15 protein-coding genes are annotated in these 16,597 nt (G+C 21.4%); all 15 read right to left on the bottom strand.

Features of this window, described 5'->3' with window-relative positions; all coding sequences use genetic code 11:
- Complete coding sequence (locus ONB71_RS01445) at positions 1-1,503, bottom strand: complex I subunit 4 family protein (RefSeq protein ID WP_274360390.1); 1,503 nt, start codon at positions 1,501-1,503, stop codon at positions 1-3.
- 75 nt (positions 1,504-1,578) lie between these two features.
- Positions 1,579-3,396 (bottom strand): NADH-quinone oxidoreductase subunit L, encoded by a 1,818-nt coding sequence (nuoL, locus tag ONB71_RS01440; RefSeq protein ID WP_274360389.1) that lies wholly within the window; start codon positions 3,394-3,396, stop codon positions 1,579-1,581.
- On the bottom strand, positions 3,393-3,695 hold the full coding sequence (gene nuoK / locus ONB71_RS01435; RefSeq protein WP_274360388.1) for an NADH-quinone oxidoreductase subunit NuoK: 303 nt from the start codon (positions 3,693-3,695) through the stop codon (positions 3,393-3,395). Before nuoK ends, nuoL begins: the two co-directional genes overlap by 4 nt.
- 25 nt (positions 3,696-3,720) lie before the next feature.
- Complete coding sequence (locus tag ONB71_RS01430) at positions 3,721-4,209, bottom strand: NADH-quinone oxidoreductase subunit J family protein (protein ID WP_274360387.1); 489 nt, start codon at positions 4,207-4,209, stop codon at positions 3,721-3,723.
- A 12-nt stretch (positions 4,210-4,221) separates the two neighbouring features.
- Positions 4,222-4,764 carry an NADH-quinone oxidoreductase subunit NuoI gene (gene nuoI, locus ONB71_RS01425; protein ID WP_274360386.1) on the bottom strand — a complete coding sequence of 181 codons (543 nt, stop codon included), beginning with the start codon at positions 4,762-4,764 and terminating at the stop codon, positions 4,222-4,224.
- Positions 4,765-4,774: 10 nt separating this feature from the next.
- Positions 4,775-5,746 (bottom strand): NADH-quinone oxidoreductase subunit NuoH, encoded by a 972-nt coding sequence (gene nuoH, locus ONB71_RS01420; protein ID WP_274360385.1) that lies wholly within the window; start codon positions 5,744-5,746, stop codon positions 4,775-4,777.
- Between the two features lies 1 nt (position 5,747).
- Positions 5,748-8,468, bottom strand: a complete 2,721-nt coding sequence (gene nuoG / locus ONB71_RS01415) for an NADH-quinone oxidoreductase subunit NuoG (RefSeq protein ID WP_274360384.1) — start codon at positions 8,466-8,468, stop codon at positions 5,748-5,750.
- A 39-nt stretch (positions 8,469-8,507) separates the two neighbouring features.
- On the bottom strand, positions 8,508-9,782 hold the full coding sequence (gene nuoF, locus ONB71_RS01410; RefSeq protein ID WP_274360383.1) for an NADH-quinone oxidoreductase subunit NuoF: 1,275 nt from the start codon (positions 9,780-9,782) through the stop codon (positions 8,508-8,510).
- Positions 9,779-10,282, bottom strand: a complete 504-nt coding sequence (nuoE, locus tag ONB71_RS01405) for an NADH-quinone oxidoreductase subunit NuoE (protein WP_274360382.1) — start codon at positions 10,280-10,282, stop codon at positions 9,779-9,781. Before nuoE ends, nuoF begins: the two co-directional genes overlap by 4 nt.
- Before the next feature lie 2 nt (positions 10,283-10,284).
- Positions 10,285-12,084, bottom strand: a complete 1,800-nt coding sequence (gene nuoC, locus ONB71_RS01400; protein ID WP_274360381.1) for an NADH-quinone oxidoreductase subunit C/D — start codon at positions 12,082-12,084, stop codon at positions 10,285-10,287.
- Between the two features lie 101 nt (positions 12,085-12,185).
- Positions 12,186-12,839, bottom strand: coding sequence for an NADH-quinone oxidoreductase subunit B (locus ONB71_RS01395; protein WP_274360380.1), 654 nt, complete (start codon positions 12,837-12,839; stop codon positions 12,186-12,188).
- A gap of 1 nt (position 12,840) precedes the next feature.
- The gene (gene ndhC / locus ONB71_RS01390; RefSeq protein WP_274360379.1) at positions 12,841-13,215 is read right to left on the bottom strand and encodes an NADH-quinone oxidoreductase subunit A; all 375 of its coding nucleotides are present in this window, start codon (positions 13,213-13,215) and stop codon (positions 12,841-12,843) included.
- Positions 13,216-13,607: 392 nt separating this feature from the next.
- A complete protein-coding gene (locus tag ONB71_RS01385; RefSeq protein ID WP_274360378.1) occupies positions 13,608-13,946 on the bottom strand; it encodes a hypothetical protein in 339 nt (112 codons plus the stop codon).
- Between the two features lie 258 nt (positions 13,947-14,204).
- Positions 14,205-14,771 (bottom strand): elongation factor P, encoded by a 567-nt coding sequence (gene efp, locus ONB71_RS01380; RefSeq protein WP_274360377.1) that lies wholly within the window; start codon positions 14,769-14,771, stop codon positions 14,205-14,207.
- Between the two features lie 119 nt (positions 14,772-14,890).
- Positions 14,891-16,543, bottom strand: a complete 1,653-nt coding sequence (locus tag ONB71_RS01375) for a DEAD/DEAH box helicase (RefSeq protein WP_274360376.1) — start codon at positions 16,541-16,543, stop codon at positions 14,891-14,893.
- Positions 16,544-16,597: the final 54 nt, after the last annotated feature.

The raw sequence follows: 16,597 nt of genomic DNA, 5'->3' as shown, positions 1-16,597 counted from the left end.
TTATTTATTTTCAACGTAATAGTGAATATTATTTGTTTTTTGTTTTATTTCTTTTAAAATAATTTCAGGGTAAAGACCTATTAATAATGTAGTTGCAATTAAAATAATGTTTACACTTAATATTTTAAAATTAGTTTTTTGAATTTTTATTATTTTTTTTTGTTTTCCGTAAAATATTTTTTGTAAAATTATTAATGAGTATATAGAGGAAAATAATAAATTTAATGACATTAATATTGATATTATTAATGATTTTTTTAAAATACCTAATAAAATTATTATTTCTCCTATAAAGTTACCAGTTCCTGGTAATCCTATATTCGCTAATATAAAAAATAGTGTTATTACAGGAAATATTTTTTTTTCTTTCCATAATCCACCCATTTTTTCTATGTTGAAAGTATTTAAATGTTTATAGATTTGTTTGCATAATATAAATAGTGCTAATGTTGATATTATATTAGATATAATATATATTATTATTCCTGGATATATGAATTTATTAATATTACATATAGCTATTAATGCAAAGTTTGTATGCATTATCAAATTATATGTAATAAGTTTTTTAAGATTTTTTTGTGCTAATGCCATAAATGAACTGTAAAACATACCAATAACTAGTAGATATGATATTATTGTTGAAAAATTATTAATAGCTTCATGAAATAGAGATATATTGAATCTTAAGATTCCATATAAAGGTATTTTTAACAAAAATGCTATAATATCTACTGTGCTATTTATTGGATTACTAATATGTGTATTAATCATCCATTTGTGTATAGGTATTATTGGTAATTTTATTAAAAATGATATCAAAAATCCTAGCATTAATATATTTTCTATTATTTTAGACATATGTACTTTTAACAAAGTATTGTAATCAAAACTCCATATATTTGTATTCTTATAATTAATATAAGATAGCATTATAATGCTACATAATAATATTATTCCTGAAATCTGTGTGTAAATAAAAAAAATTATAGCATTTTGAGTTCTTTTCTTTATGTTTTTATTTCCCCATATTGTGATTAAAAAATATATTGGTATTGATATGAATTCCCAAAAGAATAAAAATAAAATCATATCTATTGATAAAAGAATTCCTATTGTTGATGTAATGATTAATATTATATTAAAATAAAACAAACCTGGATATTTGTTTATATTATTCCATGATATAATAATAGTAATTATACCTAATACATTTGTTAATAAGATCATTAATGATGATAATTGATCTATTGCTAAATGTATATTTATATTAAATCTATTTATCCATTTTGTGCAAAATTCTATATTCCATATGGGTATTTTATTTATTAAAAGAGATTTTTGGTTAAAACCAATTTGTTGATAAATTTTTATTGATAATATTACTAATATTATATTAATAAAAAGAGCTAACCATTTTGGCATGTTTTTATTTAGGTATTGACTTTGCCAACATACTATACTTCCTATAAATGGAATTATTATTATCCATACAAGCAACATTGTTATTTTAATCCTTAAATATTATTATTATTTATATTTTTTTTAATTATTTAAATTATAATAAATTTGTAAATATTATATATTTATTAATATAAATGATATAATAATTATTCCACTGATAGTTATTGTAGTAATGTACCATCTAATATTACCATTTGAAAATAATTCTATTGAATTGCTAATGTAATATATTGTTTTTTTTGTAAATGATATTATATTATTTAGTGGGTCCCTTTTTATAAATAATATTAATTTATTGAATGGTTTTATTAATATTATTTTGTATAAATTATCTATTTTTTCAGTAATAAATAAATATTTTAGTATATTGTTAAATATATTTTTTTTTTGTTTGTTTTTTATATTATAATTTTTTATTTTTAATGTCATTATAAACCCTGTAATTATCACAATAATACTTATTATTTCTAGCATAATTACATTTTTATATTTAATATTATTTAAATAAATAGTCAACATTCCTCCTATGAAGGTTGATAATATTGCTAATATAATTAAAGGTATATTATGAAATAAATTATTTATTTTTTTTTTATTTAATTTATAATAGTTATTTCCGTGGAAAATTTTAGTAATCATTCTGGTTGTATAAATGGCAGTTAATAAAACACCGATTAATCCAATTAATATTAATATATTATTATTGGTTATTAATAAATTTGAAAAAATAATATTTTTGCTATATCCACCTGAAGTAATTATAGGAATACCTAGTAATGATGCTCCTCCTATTAAAAAATATAAATAAATTAACGGTATTTTTTTATATAACCCCCCCATTTTTAAAATATTTTGTTCATTTTTTAAATTTGTTATAATACTTCCTGTTGCAAGAAATAGTAACGATTTAAAATATGCATGATTCATTAAATGTAATGTTGCTGTATTCCAACATTTTATGCTTATTGTTATAAAAATATATCCTAATTGACTAATTGTGGAATATGCTAGTATTTTTTTAATATTTTTTTCTTTTATTGCTGATAACCCTGATGATATTATTGTTATTCCACCTATAATTCCGATTAGGTTTAAAATTTTTGGAGTTAATATGAATAATGTATGTGTTCTTAATATTAAATAAATTCCAGCAGTTACCATGGTTGCAGCATGTATTAAAGCTGATACTGGTGTAGGTCCTACCATTGCATTTAATAACCATGTATGTAATGGTATTTGTGCTGATTTACTTATTGCAGATATTAAAAGTAATGTATTGATTAATTTTATATTTTTATCATTATGGTTGTAATATTTTAAAGCTAATTTTTTAATTTCTAATATATTTAAAGTTCCAAATATCTTATATATAATTAAAATAGATATTATTAAACATATACTACCGATTTTTGTAATTATGAATGCTTTCATTGCAGCTTTTATATTTTTATGATTTTTATAATAAAATCCTATTAATAAATATGAACATATTCCTACTCCCTCCCATCCGAAAAACATAGTTATTAAATTGTCAGTTAAAACTAATATAATCATATTAAATACAAAAAGGTTCATAAGTGCAAAATATCTTTTAAGGTATTTTTCTTCTTTCATATACCATTTAGAGAAAATATGTATTAATAAAGCAATAGATGTAATCATTATTAACATATTTATTGATAGGTTATCTATTAATAAATTTATGTCTATATTATAATTTTTTATTGTCATTAATTTCCATAATTTTTGTATATATATCTTTTTTTCATGATTTTTAAAATATACTAAATTATATAAAGTTATTATAGTAGATATTAATATTGATCCTATACCTAATAGAGAAATGATATTTTTTGAATATTTTTTATTTAATATTATAATTAATATTGAACTAATTAATGGTGATATAATTACTATTGATAAAGTTTTCATTTATCTAACTCTTTTAAACAATCTATATCTAGTGTTTTAAATTTATTATACATTATCATTAGTAGGCTTAATCCTATACTTATTTCTGCAGCTGCTATGCTTATTATAATTATATATATAATTTGTCCATCGATATTATGCCAATAATCATCTGCAATTATAAAGTTTATCGCTGAACTATTGATCATTATTTCTATGCCTATTAATATATAAAAAATATTTCTTCTGCATATTGTTGTTATTAAACCCATCCAAAATAATATTGATGATATTATTAATATATATTTTAAGTTAATCATATTTTTTTGTATAATATTTTTATTTTTAATGTTCGTTATTAATATAAAGGGATACCAATAATGCTGATAATAACATTATTGAAGATAATTCAACAATTAAGATGTATTTATTGAAAAATATAATGCCTATATCTTGAATGTTTGTTTTAATTATATCTATGTAGTAATTTTTATTATTTAATAGTTTATTAATAATAAATATTATAGATATTGATAATGATATTAATATTATTGTCATGAGTTTATTTGATGACCATTTTTTTTCCCTTTTTTTTGTAATTTTGTCAAGATTAAGCATCATTATTACAAAAATGAATAATACCATTATTGCTCCAGCATATACAATTACTTCTATAGCTCCAATGAATTTAGCGTTAATTAAAAAAAATAGTCCTGATATGCTCATTAATGATATTATTAGATGAATTAGTGAGTTTATTGGATTTGTATTCATTATTGTGCAAATAATATTAATTACAATAACTAATAAACAGATATAGAATATTATTTTCATATTAAAATCTCTTTAAGGTAGTATTTTTTTTACATCAATTGGTTTATTTTCATTATAAGCTTCTCCCTTTTTTTTATTTTTTGTTTGTATCCCCGTAATTTTGTAGAAATCATATTTTTTATATTTTCCTGTATTTAACGTCAATAAATCATTTTTTTCATATATTAGATTAGATCTTTTATATTCTGATAATTCTACATCTGGAATTAATTGTATTGCTTTGGTAGGACATGCTTCTTCACAAAAACCACAAAAAATACATCTTGAAAAGTTTATACGAAAAAATTTTGGGTACCATCGACCATCTTTTTTTTGTTTTTTTTGTAATGCTATACAACTCACCGGACATACTGCAGAACATAAATTGCATGCAACACATCGTTCATCTCCTTCTTTATTTCTTGTTAATATAATTCTTCCTCTATAACGGGTTGATAAGTTTATTTTTTCATATGGATATTTTATGGTTTCAGGTTTAGAAAATATATTTTTGGATATTATCCACATACTTTTTAAACATGTAATAATAGTTATTATAATTTTTTTTATTTTCATTTAATTTTTTTTATTTATATAAAATTATTATTGATGTAATTATTAAGTTCAATAATGTTAGTGGTAAACAAAACATCCAACCAAATTTTATTATTTGATCAAATCTTGGTCTAGGTAAAGATGCTCTGATTACAATAAATATTGTTGTACAAAAAAATGTTTTTAAAATAATCCATATTATTGGTGATAAAAAATTTAATCCATACCACCCGCCAAGAAATATTGATACTATCATAAACGACATACTAATTATATTAATGTATTCTCCTAAAAAAAATAATGCAAATTTCATACCAGAATATTCAATACGATATCCATCTGATAATTCTTGTTCAGATTCTTGTTGGTCAAATGGATGTCTATGACATATTGCAATAGAAGCTATTATGAATGTTATGAACCCGAAAAATTGTGGAATTATATTCCATAAATGTTTTTGATTATGTACTATTTCTAAAATATTTAATGTTTTTGATTTAGCAATTACTCCCATAATTGATGTACTTAAGAATATTTCGTAACTTAACGTTTGTGCTATTGATCTGATAGACCCTAATAATGAATATTTGCTATTGCTTGATATTCCCGCTAATAATATTGGATATACTGATAAGCTTGTAATCATTATAAAAAATAATATACCAATATCAATATTCATAATTGATAAATTTTCATTAAATGGTATTATCGAAGTTATTATTATTGGTAATATAAATGCAAGAATTGGTGATATTATAAATAATGTTTTTTTGCTAAAAGGTGGTATCCAATCTTCTTTGAAAAGCATTTTTATCATATCTGCTAATACTTGCAATGTTCCTTCCCAACCAACCTGGTTGGGACCATATCTATTTTGTAAAATTGCTAAAATTCGTCTTTCAATAAAACTAAGAAATGCACCTGATATTATAATTATTAATAAAATTGTTAGATTTTTTATTATATGTATTTTTTCTGTAATATTTAATTTTAGCAAAAACATCTTAGATTTTCCGTAGATCGTTTATATTTATTCTTTTATGATTCAAAGATAGTGGTAGTGCTGCTTTTCCTAATGGTAATCCTATATATCCTTTTTTAATATAAGTTGATAATTTAACTATTAAATTTGAATATATATCGTGATAATTTAATTCTACTAAATCACCATTATTTAATTTTAATTTATTTGCATCGTATATATTAAATATTATATATGTTTTGTTTATATATTTATTTATTTTTGTAAAATATTTTGTTAATTCTTCAGATCCCCATATTTTATAATATGGGTATATTTTTAATTTATTTTTTATTTTAGTATCCCTTTCAGGTATTTTATTAAACCAATTAATATTTTTTGTTTTTAAAAAATATAAATAATTTTTAGGTTTTTTTTTATTTTTTAGAGGTTTTTTTATTATTTTATATAATGCTTGGTTTGAATTCCAACCCGGACTCCAGATAAAAGGTGTTTGTAAATTCTTTATATTTAATTTATAGTATCCTTCCATAGAGAAATTAAACATGGTATCTTTATCTTTGGGTTGACTTTTTTCATGTATATTTAAATTTGTTTGCAAAGCGGTACGTCCACTATAACGTTGTGGAGCACGTGCTAATTTTTGTCCATGTATTTTAAATAATGATGATGGAGCAGCATTTTTTATATATTTTAATTGTATAGTTTTTTTATAACATTCATTTATTATATCATCTGTTTTTAGATTATTTTTTTTATTAGAAATGTTTTTTAATTTTTTTATCCATTTCCAACTTTCCTTCATTATATTATTAGAATCATAAAATTTTGGTTCAAATAATTTAAAAAAACGTTGATTTCTTCCTTCGTAATTGATTACTGTACCTGTACTTTCAGCAAATGTTGTTGCTGGTAAGATAATTTTTGCATGTTTAGTAAATTTTGTAAATTGATGATCAATTAATATTATATTATCTTTTTTTTTAAATATATTGTTTATATTTTTTTTTGATAATCTATAATATAAGTCGTTTTCTAAAATTATTAGAATAATTTTATTATTATTTTTTATTTTTTTTAAAATTTTATTTAAAGGTATTCCACCTATTAATGAAACCCCCATGCTGTTTACATCTGATGGTAATAATATTGCTCCAGTATTAGAATTCATTATTTTTAATGCTTTTATTAAATTGCTTACAGCTTGTATCATTTTTATACTTCTTAATTGATTACCAGAAATAATTAATGGTTTTTTTGCATATATTAATTTGTTTGCTATATAACTAGATTGTTTAATTAATTTGATATCTAGATTTATTACAGGTGGTGAATTTTTATTTAATTTATTTGCTATTGCAAATATAAGACGTGTTTGATCTTCAGTTGATCCATAATAAGACCATTTGGAAATATCATCTAATTTTGTTTTATTAATACAGGTTATAAATAGATCATTAGTTTTGTTTTGTTTAATATTAGATCTTGCAATGTTATGCCATTCTTCTACGTTTATTTTTTTTGATAAATTATTCATAGTATTTTTAATTGCTTGTCTTACTGCTAAAGCAATACATGGAGATGTTTGTGTTATATCCTCACCGAATATACATATAACATCATATTTTTCTATATTTTTTAATGAAGGGATATTTATGTTACTGTTACATAATATTTTTAATATTAATTTGTTCGTTTTTTCTTCTTTTTCTGTCATACCTGTTGAAAAGTTTTTTTTTCCTACCAGTGTTTTTAGTGCGAAATTACTTTCAACACTTGCTCTTGTTGAACCTATACCCATAATTTTATTATATTTTATCATCATGTTTTTAATTATATTTAATGCTTTACTTTTTTCTATTTTTGTTAATTTGTTTTTTTTTTTTATGAATATATATTTTGGTCTTTTATCATTATTAACGTACCCATGTCCAAATCTTCCTTTATCACACAAAAAATAATTATTTATTTCATTGTTATATCTATTATCTACTTTGATCAATTTACCGTATCTTTCTCCAATACTAATATTACATCCAACACTGCATTGTTGACATATACTAGGAGAAAATTGTGTATCCCATTTTCTAGCATAGTTATTTGAATTTATTTTATCTGTAAAAACCCCGGTAGGACATATTTCTATTAAATTACCGGAAAATTCATTTTTTAACATACCTTCTTTGGTTCTACCGAAATAGATATTATTACTTATCCCAAATACTCCAAAATCGTTACCTTGTGCATATTCTTTATAATATCTTACACATCTATAACATGTAATACATCTATTCATTTCATGAGATATAAAAGGTCCTAGATATTGATTGTAATATGTTCTTTTTTTAAAATTATATCTTCTTGATTTATGTTTAGTTATTACGGTCATATCTTGTAAATGGCAATTACCACCTTCTTCACATATTGGGCAATCATGAGGATGATTTGTCATAAGTAATTCTATTATAAATTTTCTAAAGTTTTTACTTTCTTTATCATTTATTGTTATGAATGTATTATCAGTTAATGATGTCATACATGCCATAACTATTTGACCATTTTTATCTTCATAATTTTTATATTTTTTAATCGCACATTGTCTACAAGACCCTACACTTCCCATTGCTGGGTGCCAACAAAAATATGGTATATTGAAACCTAATGATAAACATATTTGTAATAAATTATTATTTTTTTTTTTTATTTTATATTTTTTTTTATCTATATATAGATTTATTGTCATATTTTAACCTAAAACATTATTTTTATTATAAAAATTTATTTATTTTAAACTATATTCGAATTCTTGATAAAAAATTTTAATTGCACTTTGTAATGGGGTTATAGCTCCAATAGCATGAGCACAAAATGTTGTTCCATTTTTGATATGCGAACATATATCTTTGAGAATTTTTATATCATTTTTATTTCCTTGTTTTTTTTCTAATTTGTTCAATATTTTTACTATCCATGGTAAACCCTCTCTACATGGAGTACACCAACCACATGATTCTCTAGAGAAGAATTTTTCTATGTTTTTTATTAATGATAAAATATTTATTTTATCGTCAATGGCCAATGCTATTCCTGTTCCTAGTCGACTTCCTGCTTTAAGGATATTAGTAAAGTCCATTGGAGTATCTAAATGTTTTTCTGTTAACAATGCTGTGCTTGCTCCTCCGGGTTGCCATGCTTTTAATTTTATTTTTTTATGCATTCCTTTTGCGTATTTTTCTAAAATTTCTCTTGCTGTTGTTCCAAATGGCATTTCCCAAACACCTGGATTATTTACTTTTCCTGAAAATCCCATCATTTTGGTACCATAATCGTTACTTTTAGATAACCCCTTGTACCATTCTATTCCATATTTTATTATTCCAGGTATATTGCATAATGTTTCTACATTGTTTATACATGTGGGTTTTCCTAAAAACCCGACTAATGCAGGAAATGGTGGTTTGTGTCTTGGTATAGCTCGTTTGCCTTCTAATGAATTTAATAACGCGGTTTCTTCACCACAAATATATCTTCCAGCCCCTATATGAACATTAAGTTTGAAGTTAAATTTTGTATTAAATATTTTATTTCCAATAAATCCAGCATTGATTGCTTCTTTTATTGCTTTTTTTAGATTTGTGTTAGCTTTAATGTATTCCCCCCTTAAAAATATATAACCTTGTTGTGCTTTTAATGCAAATGCAGCAATAATAATGCTTTCAATTAGTAGGTGAGGTAGTTGTTCTATGAGTAATTTATCTTTATATGAACCAGGTTCCATTTCATCTGCATTACATATTATATATTTACTTTTAGAAATATTAACTTTTGACATTAATTCCCATTTTATACCAGTTGGAAACCCTCCTCCACCTCTTCCTTTTAATTCGGAATTTTTAATCATTAATATAATTTGTTTAGAGTTCATATTATTTAATGTTGCTTCAGCTGTTTTATATCCTTTTTTTTTACAATATTCTTTAATCCATATTGGTTTTTTGTCTTTACGTATACGCCATGTTAATGGATGAGTTTGATTATTTTTTTTTTTTAATTTCATAAATATTTATCCAATATTTGAATGACTGAATTTGTATTTACTGGTCCATATATATCTTTGTCTATCATAATTGTAGGACTAAAATTACAATTACCCAAACAACATGTTGGTAATAGTGTAAATAAATTATCTTCTGTCGTATTTCCTGGTTTGATTTTTAAATGGTATTCAATTTTTTTTTGAATATCTTTATACCCGTTAACATAACATACTACACTATCGCAGAATTTTATAATATGTTTACCGACAGGTTTTCTAAAAATTTGACTATAGAAGGTTGCAATTTCTTCTATATCATTGTACGATACTTCAATTTCCTTTGATATAGCAATTATAATTTTATCAGAAATCCAATTTCTTTTTTCTTGTACAATTTTCAATGCTTCTATTATTACTGAATTTTTATTTTTATATTTTTTTTTTTCTTCTTGAATTTGTTTTTTTTCTTTTGTTGTTAATTTATTTTCTTTTTTGTTTTTTTTTTTTTTAATATTTTTCATAATTATCTATCCACATCAGACATAACAAAATCTATACTTCCTAAATATACAATAAGATCTGATATTAAACTTCCATTTATTACGGATGGAATTTGTTGTAAATGTGGGAAACTTGGTGTTCTAATTCTTGTTCTATAACTTGTTGCGTTACCGTCACTAATTAAATAATAACTATTTATTCCCTTAGTAGCTTCTATCATTTGTAATGATTCTTCTGGAGGTAAAATTGGGCCCCAAGACATTTGTAAGAAGTGATGTATTAATGTTTCTATGTGTTTTAATGTTTTATTTTTCATTGGGGGGGTAGTTAATGGATGTTTAGCTTTATATAATCCTTCAGGCATATAATTAAGACATTGTGTTAATATATTTAAACTTTGGTATAATTCTTCCATTTTTAATATAACACGTGTATATGCATCACTTGTACCGTCTCCTATAGGTATTTGAAAATCAAAATTTTCATATCCTGAATATGGTCTGTTTTTTCTAATATCAAAATTAATGCCTGTTGCTCTCAGTCCTGATCCGGTTACGCCCCATGATAATGCTTCTTTTTGATTATATTTTGCAATTCCTTTCGATCTGTTAATGATTATTTTATTATTTAATGATGCATTTATATACATGTTTAATCTTTTTGGTATCCATATCAATAATTCTTTTAGTAATTTATTCCAATTTTTTGGTAAATCTTTAGCCACTCCACCGATTCTAAACCATGCTGGATGCATTCTTGCTCCAGTAATTTCTTCAATAATATTATATATTTTTTGACGATCAGTAAATGCTAAAAAAATAGGAGTTATAGCACCTAAATCTTGTATAAAAGTGGATATATATAATAAATGACTGTTAATTCTAAATAGTTCTGATAACATAATCCTTATTATTTGTGCTCTTTTAGGTACTTTTATTTTTGCTATTTTTTCTATTGCTAATATGTAAGGCATTTCGTTTATACATCCACCTAAATATTCTATTCTGTCCGTGTAAGGTATGTACCCATGCCATGTTTGTCTTTCTGCGATTTTTTCAGCTCCTCTGTGATGGTAACCAATATCTGGTATACAATTTATAATTTTTTCTCCTGATAGTTGTAATATTATTCTGAATACTCCATGTGCTGAAGGATGATTTGGTCCAAAGTTTAAAAACATATAGTTTTGTTTTTTATCATTTATTTTTTTTAAACCCCATTCATTAGGATTGAATGTTAATGATGACATTTCTAATTTTTCTTTTTCTTTCGTTAATATGAAATAATCTAATTCCGTCGCTCTAGATGGATGATTTTTTCTTAATGGATATCCTATCCATGTTTTTGGCATTAAAATGTTTGTTAAATTTGGATGTCCTGTAAATTTTATTCCGAACATTTCCCATGTTTCTCTTTCATACCAATTTGAATTAAGAAATATTTTAGTCAATGATGGTATTTTTAAATCATTTTCTTTTAATGCTATTTTAAATATTAAATCTTTATTTTGTTTTATTAATAAAATGTGATAGAATACACAAAATTCAGCTTGTGGTAAATTATTACGATGTATTCTTAATCTTTCATCTATTCCGTGTAAATCATATAACATTATGTATGGTTTATTTATTTTTTTAATAAAATATATTATATCTATTAAATCTTTGCGATTTATCCATATAGTTATGCTATTTGTTAGATTTTTTTGCAAAATAAATTTTTTATTTGGAAATTTTTTTTTTAAGGTTTCAAGTATATTGTTTTTATTATTCGATTGTATTTTATTTTTATTGTTATAATAATCTTTTTTATTTTTTTTCATGATATGTTTATTTTGCGAATTTTTATTTTTTAGTAAAATTTTTTATTCAATTAAGTTAAACAATATTATTTGTATATTAAATATTATTTAATATATATTTTTTATTTAAAGTATTCTTTTGATATTCTTTTTTTTCTTTTTTTTACACGTTCTGCTTTATAATTAATTTTATATATTCCTTGATCTCCTATACACCATGATAATGGTCTTCTTTCTTTTCCAATTGATTTTTTTAGTAAAAGTAATGCTTGTATATAAGCTTCTGGTCTAGGAGGGCATCCAGGTATGTATATATCAACTGGAAGAAATTTATCTACTCCTTGTATTACCGAATAAACATCATACATTCCTCCCGAGTTAGCACATGCTCCCATAGAGATGACCCATTTAGGTTCTAACATTTGATCATATAATTTTTGTATTATTGGTACCATTTTGTAAAAAACAGTTCCAGCAATAACCATTAAATCTGCTTGTCTAGGAGATGGTCTTAAAACCTCAGACCCAAATCTTGATATATCATGTATTGATGTAAAAGATGAAACCATTTCTACATAACAACAAGATAATCCAAAATTAAATGGCCAAATAGAATTTTTTCTTCCCCAATTTACTATGTTGTGTATTATTTTTTTTAATTTACCTATATATATATTTTGTTTAAAATTATCTAATGGATCTTTTGTTTTATATTTTTTTTCCAGTGGGTATTTATCATTTGATTTTGATTTTATTTTAATTAATGTATAGTCCATTTTAATAATCCCTTGGTATTTTTTTATTTTTATAATTTATTAATAGCCCATTTTTCTTTATTATATATAATAATCCAATTAATAATATTAAAATGAAAACCATTATTTCTGTTAATCCTAATATTCCATTTTCTTTTATTGATAAAACCCAAGTATATAAGTATATTGTTTCTACATCAAAAAGTATAAAAAATATTGCTATTTTGTAAAATTGTATATTTACTTTTATATTATTATTATCTATAGGATTCATACCTGATTCAAATGGTGAATTTTTGTTTATTGTATTATTAGATTTTCCACCTAGTATCCATCCAGATAATAACATTAATAAACTTATTATTATTGTCAATGTAAGATATGTTAAGAATGACATATATTTTTTATTTTTCTTAATTATAATTTTTGTTTATTTATAAATAGATATTTAAACATTTTTTAGTGATATTTAAAATACAAAATTTTTTTTTAATTTTATATATATTTTTTTATTTATAATCTTTAATTTTTTTAATTAATTTAAAATGTTTATAAGTTTTATTAAGTATTAATTTTTCATAATATTTGTTTTTACTTTTTTATAATTTTTTTTATTTAAATATTTTATTTTAAACGAGTTTATGTATATTTTTTTAATATTATTTTATATTTTAATCTATAAGATTTTTTTTTATCTAAAATATTTAATTTATTTATTTTGTATTTAATTTATTTATTTTATTTTTTATTGATATATTATTAATATTAATTTTATAGTATTTTGTAGCTTCAATTGTTTTTTTTCAAAATTTTATCTATTTTTTTTGTTTTTTTTATTTTTTTTGAAAAAAAATCATTTTTATAATTTAATTTTGATAATATTTGCGGAGGATATATATTTAATTCTTTTCCTATTTTATTTTTATTTTTTTTAATAGAAATTAGATAATTTATATTATTATTTATTATTAAATATATGTTTTTAGGAGTTTTTAATTTCTTTAAATCAAATGATTTTAAATAATATGTATAGTTATTTATTGTTCCTTTTATTTCGTCTTGTTTTTTACATGATGTATTTAATAAAAGAATAATTGATAATATTATTATTTTGTTTATTTTTTTCATTTTTTATATTTTAGTATTTTTTAATAGTTTTTATAAAATTTATATTTTTTTGAATAGATTTAATATAATACATATTATTATGTATTTTGTATTTATTAATTTTATTTTATAATTATTATGTACAATTTATTAATTATTTTAGTTAAAATTTTATATTTTATTTATATTTTATATTTATTAGAACGTGATCAGTATAATTTATTAGTTAATATATATAATATTTATTAATATTTTGTTGTTTATATAAAGTATAAAGTTTTATTTTATTCTAGATACATATTTTTCATTTCTAGTGTCGATTTTAATAATATTTCCATTTTTTACAAATAATGGTATTTTTATTTTTATTCCGTTATTTAATTTAGCGATTTTTGTGTTTTTGTTTATATTTTCATTTTTACATGGTTCTGTTTCAATAACGGTTAAATTTATAAAATTAGGAATATTTATTGATATTGCATTTTTATTCCATAAAGTTATTGTATATTTAGTTTTAGGTGATAACCATTTTATTTTGTTTGTTAAAATTTGTTTTTTTATTGCTATTTGTTCAAAATTAAATTTATTCATGAAATACCATATTTTTGCATCATTATATAAATAAATAGCATTTATATCTAATATATTTGCAGATCTTACTGAATCAGTAGATTTAAGGGTTTTTTCTATTAGTTTTCCATCTTTTAATTTTCTTAATTTTACTCTTACGATTGCTTGTCCTTTTCCTGGTTTAAAGAATTCTTGATTTTCAATAGAATATGGTTCGTTGTTTATAATAATTTTTAATCCATGGTAAAATTTATTTGCATTATATTTTATTTTCATTTTATTTTTTATTATTAATTATAAAATTTATTATTAAATTATGTATAATTTAATAAATAAATAATAAATTTTATGTATTTATTTTTTAATTTGTGATTTTATTTTAAGTTTAAAATATTTTATGAATAATTGAATTTTAATTTATTATTTTTATTGTTTTTTTTATATCTTCTTTTTGATAATCTTATTTCAGTTATTTTATTCATAATTTTTATTTTATTTTTATTTTTTTTTATTTTTCTTTTTATATTTTTAGATAATTCTATAGTTGAATATGATTTAAATATTTTTATTCTTCCAATATCATTATTTTTAATATTATTTTTATTCTTTAGTTCATTTAATATTTTTTTTATTTTTACTCCATCTTTTATTCCTAAATTTATTTTATATAAATACATTAAATTGTTTTTTGATTTATCGTAAATTTTATTTATTTTTTTATGTTTAATATTGTCTGATGATAATAATAATGGTTTTTCTTTTTGTGCTAGTATTAATAATATAGTTGCGAAAGTTTCTATATCTATTTCTTTTTCCTTTTGTAATTTTGTTAGTAAAATACGATATTTTTCTAAATTTTTACTTTTTAATTGTTTTTGTATTTTATTAATGAATTTGTTTTGTCTATGTAAACTTAATAATTCTGGTTTAGGTAATTCTATTTTTTTTAATGGTAGTTTTATTATTTTTTTTATGTTATTTAATAAATGTTTTTCTTTGTTTTCTACAAATAGTAATGATTTTCCTTTTCTACCAGCTCTACCTGTTCTTCCTATACGATGTATATATGATTTAGGATCTAATGGAATATCGTAATTTATCACTAAATTTATACGTTTAACATCTAGACCTCTTGCTGCGATATCAGTGGCAATTAAGATATTTAATGATCCCTGTTTAAATTTATCTAAAGTTTTTTCTCTGGAAATTTGATTCATATCTCCATTTAATGGAGAACATGTATATCCTTTTTTTTCTAAAAAACTTGTCATTTTTAATGTAGAATTTTTTGTACGAACAAAAATTAAAACTGCTTCATATTTTTCTATCTCTAAAAATCTTGATAATGCTTCATTTTTACGACCGTATATAATACAGTAATTTTGATTAATATCAGGTATATTTTGTATATTAGATTTTATTTTAATTTCTATAGGATTTTTTGTAAATTTATATGTAATATTTCTAATATTATTTGGCATGGTTGCAGAGAATAATGCTATTTGGTATCTTTTTTTTATTTTTGATATTATTTTTTCTACATCTTCTATAAATCCCATTTTTAACATTTCATCAGCTTCATCTATAATTATTTTTTTTGTTTTGGATAAATTTATAGTTTTTCTTTTTAAATGATCTAATAATCTTCCAGGTGTTCCAATAATTATCTGAGGTTTATTACGTAATAGATATAATTGTGTTTCATATTTTTGCCCGCCATAAATAGATATTATTTTTATATTATTTATATATTTTGCAAATTTCATAAATGAGTTTGTTATTTGTTTTGCTAGTTCTCTAGTTGGTGTTAATACTAATATTTGTATATTTTTTTTTTTTTTATTTATATTATTTAAAAATGGTAATGCAAATGCTGCTGTTTTTCCGCTTCCTGTTTGTGCTATTCCTAATACATCTCTTCCTTTTATTAATTCTGGTATACATGCAATTTGTATAGGTGATGGTTTAATATACCCAATATCTTTTAATGCTTGTATTATATTTGAGTTTAATTTTAAATCGTTAAAAGTTAATTTTGTTTTGTTCATTTATTATTTATTCCTTTTAATCAAATTGATATACTTTTATTTGTTTTATGTTAT

This window comes from Candidatus Purcelliella pentastirinorum (assembly GCF_028748785.1).
Lineage (GTDB): Bacteria > Pseudomonadota > Gammaproteobacteria > Enterobacterales > Enterobacteriaceae > Purcelliella > Purcelliella pentastirinorum_A.
Note: the sequence above shows the minus strand (reverse complement) of the source record. Positions and strands in the feature narration are given on the sequence as shown.

Excerpts from the sequence above, each read along its gene's own strand:
- ONB71_RS01445 (WP_274360390.1), bottom strand. The coding sequence starts at position 1,503 with ATGTTGCTTGTATGGATAATAATAATTCCATTTATAGGAAGTATAGTA.
- nuoL (WP_274360389.1), bottom strand. The coding sequence starts at position 3,396 with ATGAAAACTTTATCAATAGTAATTATATCACCATTAATTAGTTCAATA.
- nuoK (WP_274360388.1), bottom strand. The coding sequence starts at position 3,695 with ATGATTAACTTAAAATATATATTAATAATATCATCAATATTATTTTGG.
- ONB71_RS01430 (WP_274360387.1), bottom strand. The coding sequence starts at position 4,209 with ATGAAAATAATATTCTATATCTGTTTATTAGTTATTGTAATTAATATT.
- nuoI (WP_274360386.1), bottom strand. The coding sequence starts at position 4,764 with ATGAAAATAAAAAAAATTATAATAACTATTATTACATGTTTAAAAAGT.
- nuoH (WP_274360385.1), bottom strand. The coding sequence starts at position 5,746 with ATGTTTTTGCTAAAATTAAATATTACAGAAAAAATACATATAATAAAA.
- nuoG (WP_274360384.1), bottom strand. The coding sequence starts at position 8,468 with ATGACAATAAATCTATATATAGATAAAAAAAAATATAAAATAAAAAAA.
- nuoF (WP_274360383.1), bottom strand. The coding sequence starts at position 9,782 with ATGAAATTAAAAAAAAAAAATAATCAAACTCATCCATTAACATGGCGT.
- nuoE (WP_274360382.1), bottom strand. The coding sequence starts at position 10,282 with ATGAAAAATATTAAAAAAAAAAAAAACAAAAAAGAAAATAAATTAACA.
- nuoC (WP_274360381.1), bottom strand. The coding sequence starts at position 12,084 with ATGAAAAAAAATAAAAAAGATTATTATAACAATAAAAATAAAATACAA.
- ONB71_RS01395 (WP_274360380.1), bottom strand. The coding sequence starts at position 12,839 with ATGGACTATACATTAATTAAAATAAAATCAAAATCAAATGATAAATAC.
- ndhC (WP_274360379.1), bottom strand. The coding sequence starts at position 13,215 with ATGTCATTCTTAACATATCTTACATTGACAATAATAATAAGTTTATTA.
- ONB71_RS01385 (WP_274360378.1), bottom strand. The coding sequence starts at position 13,946 with ATGAAAAAAATAAACAAAATAATAATATTATCAATTATTCTTTTATTA.
- efp (WP_274360377.1), bottom strand. The coding sequence starts at position 14,771 with ATGAAAATAAAATATAATGCAAATAAATTTTACCATGGATTAAAAATT.
- ONB71_RS01375 (WP_274360376.1), bottom strand. The coding sequence starts at position 16,543 with ATGAACAAAACAAAATTAACTTTTAACGATTTAAAATTAAACTCAAAT.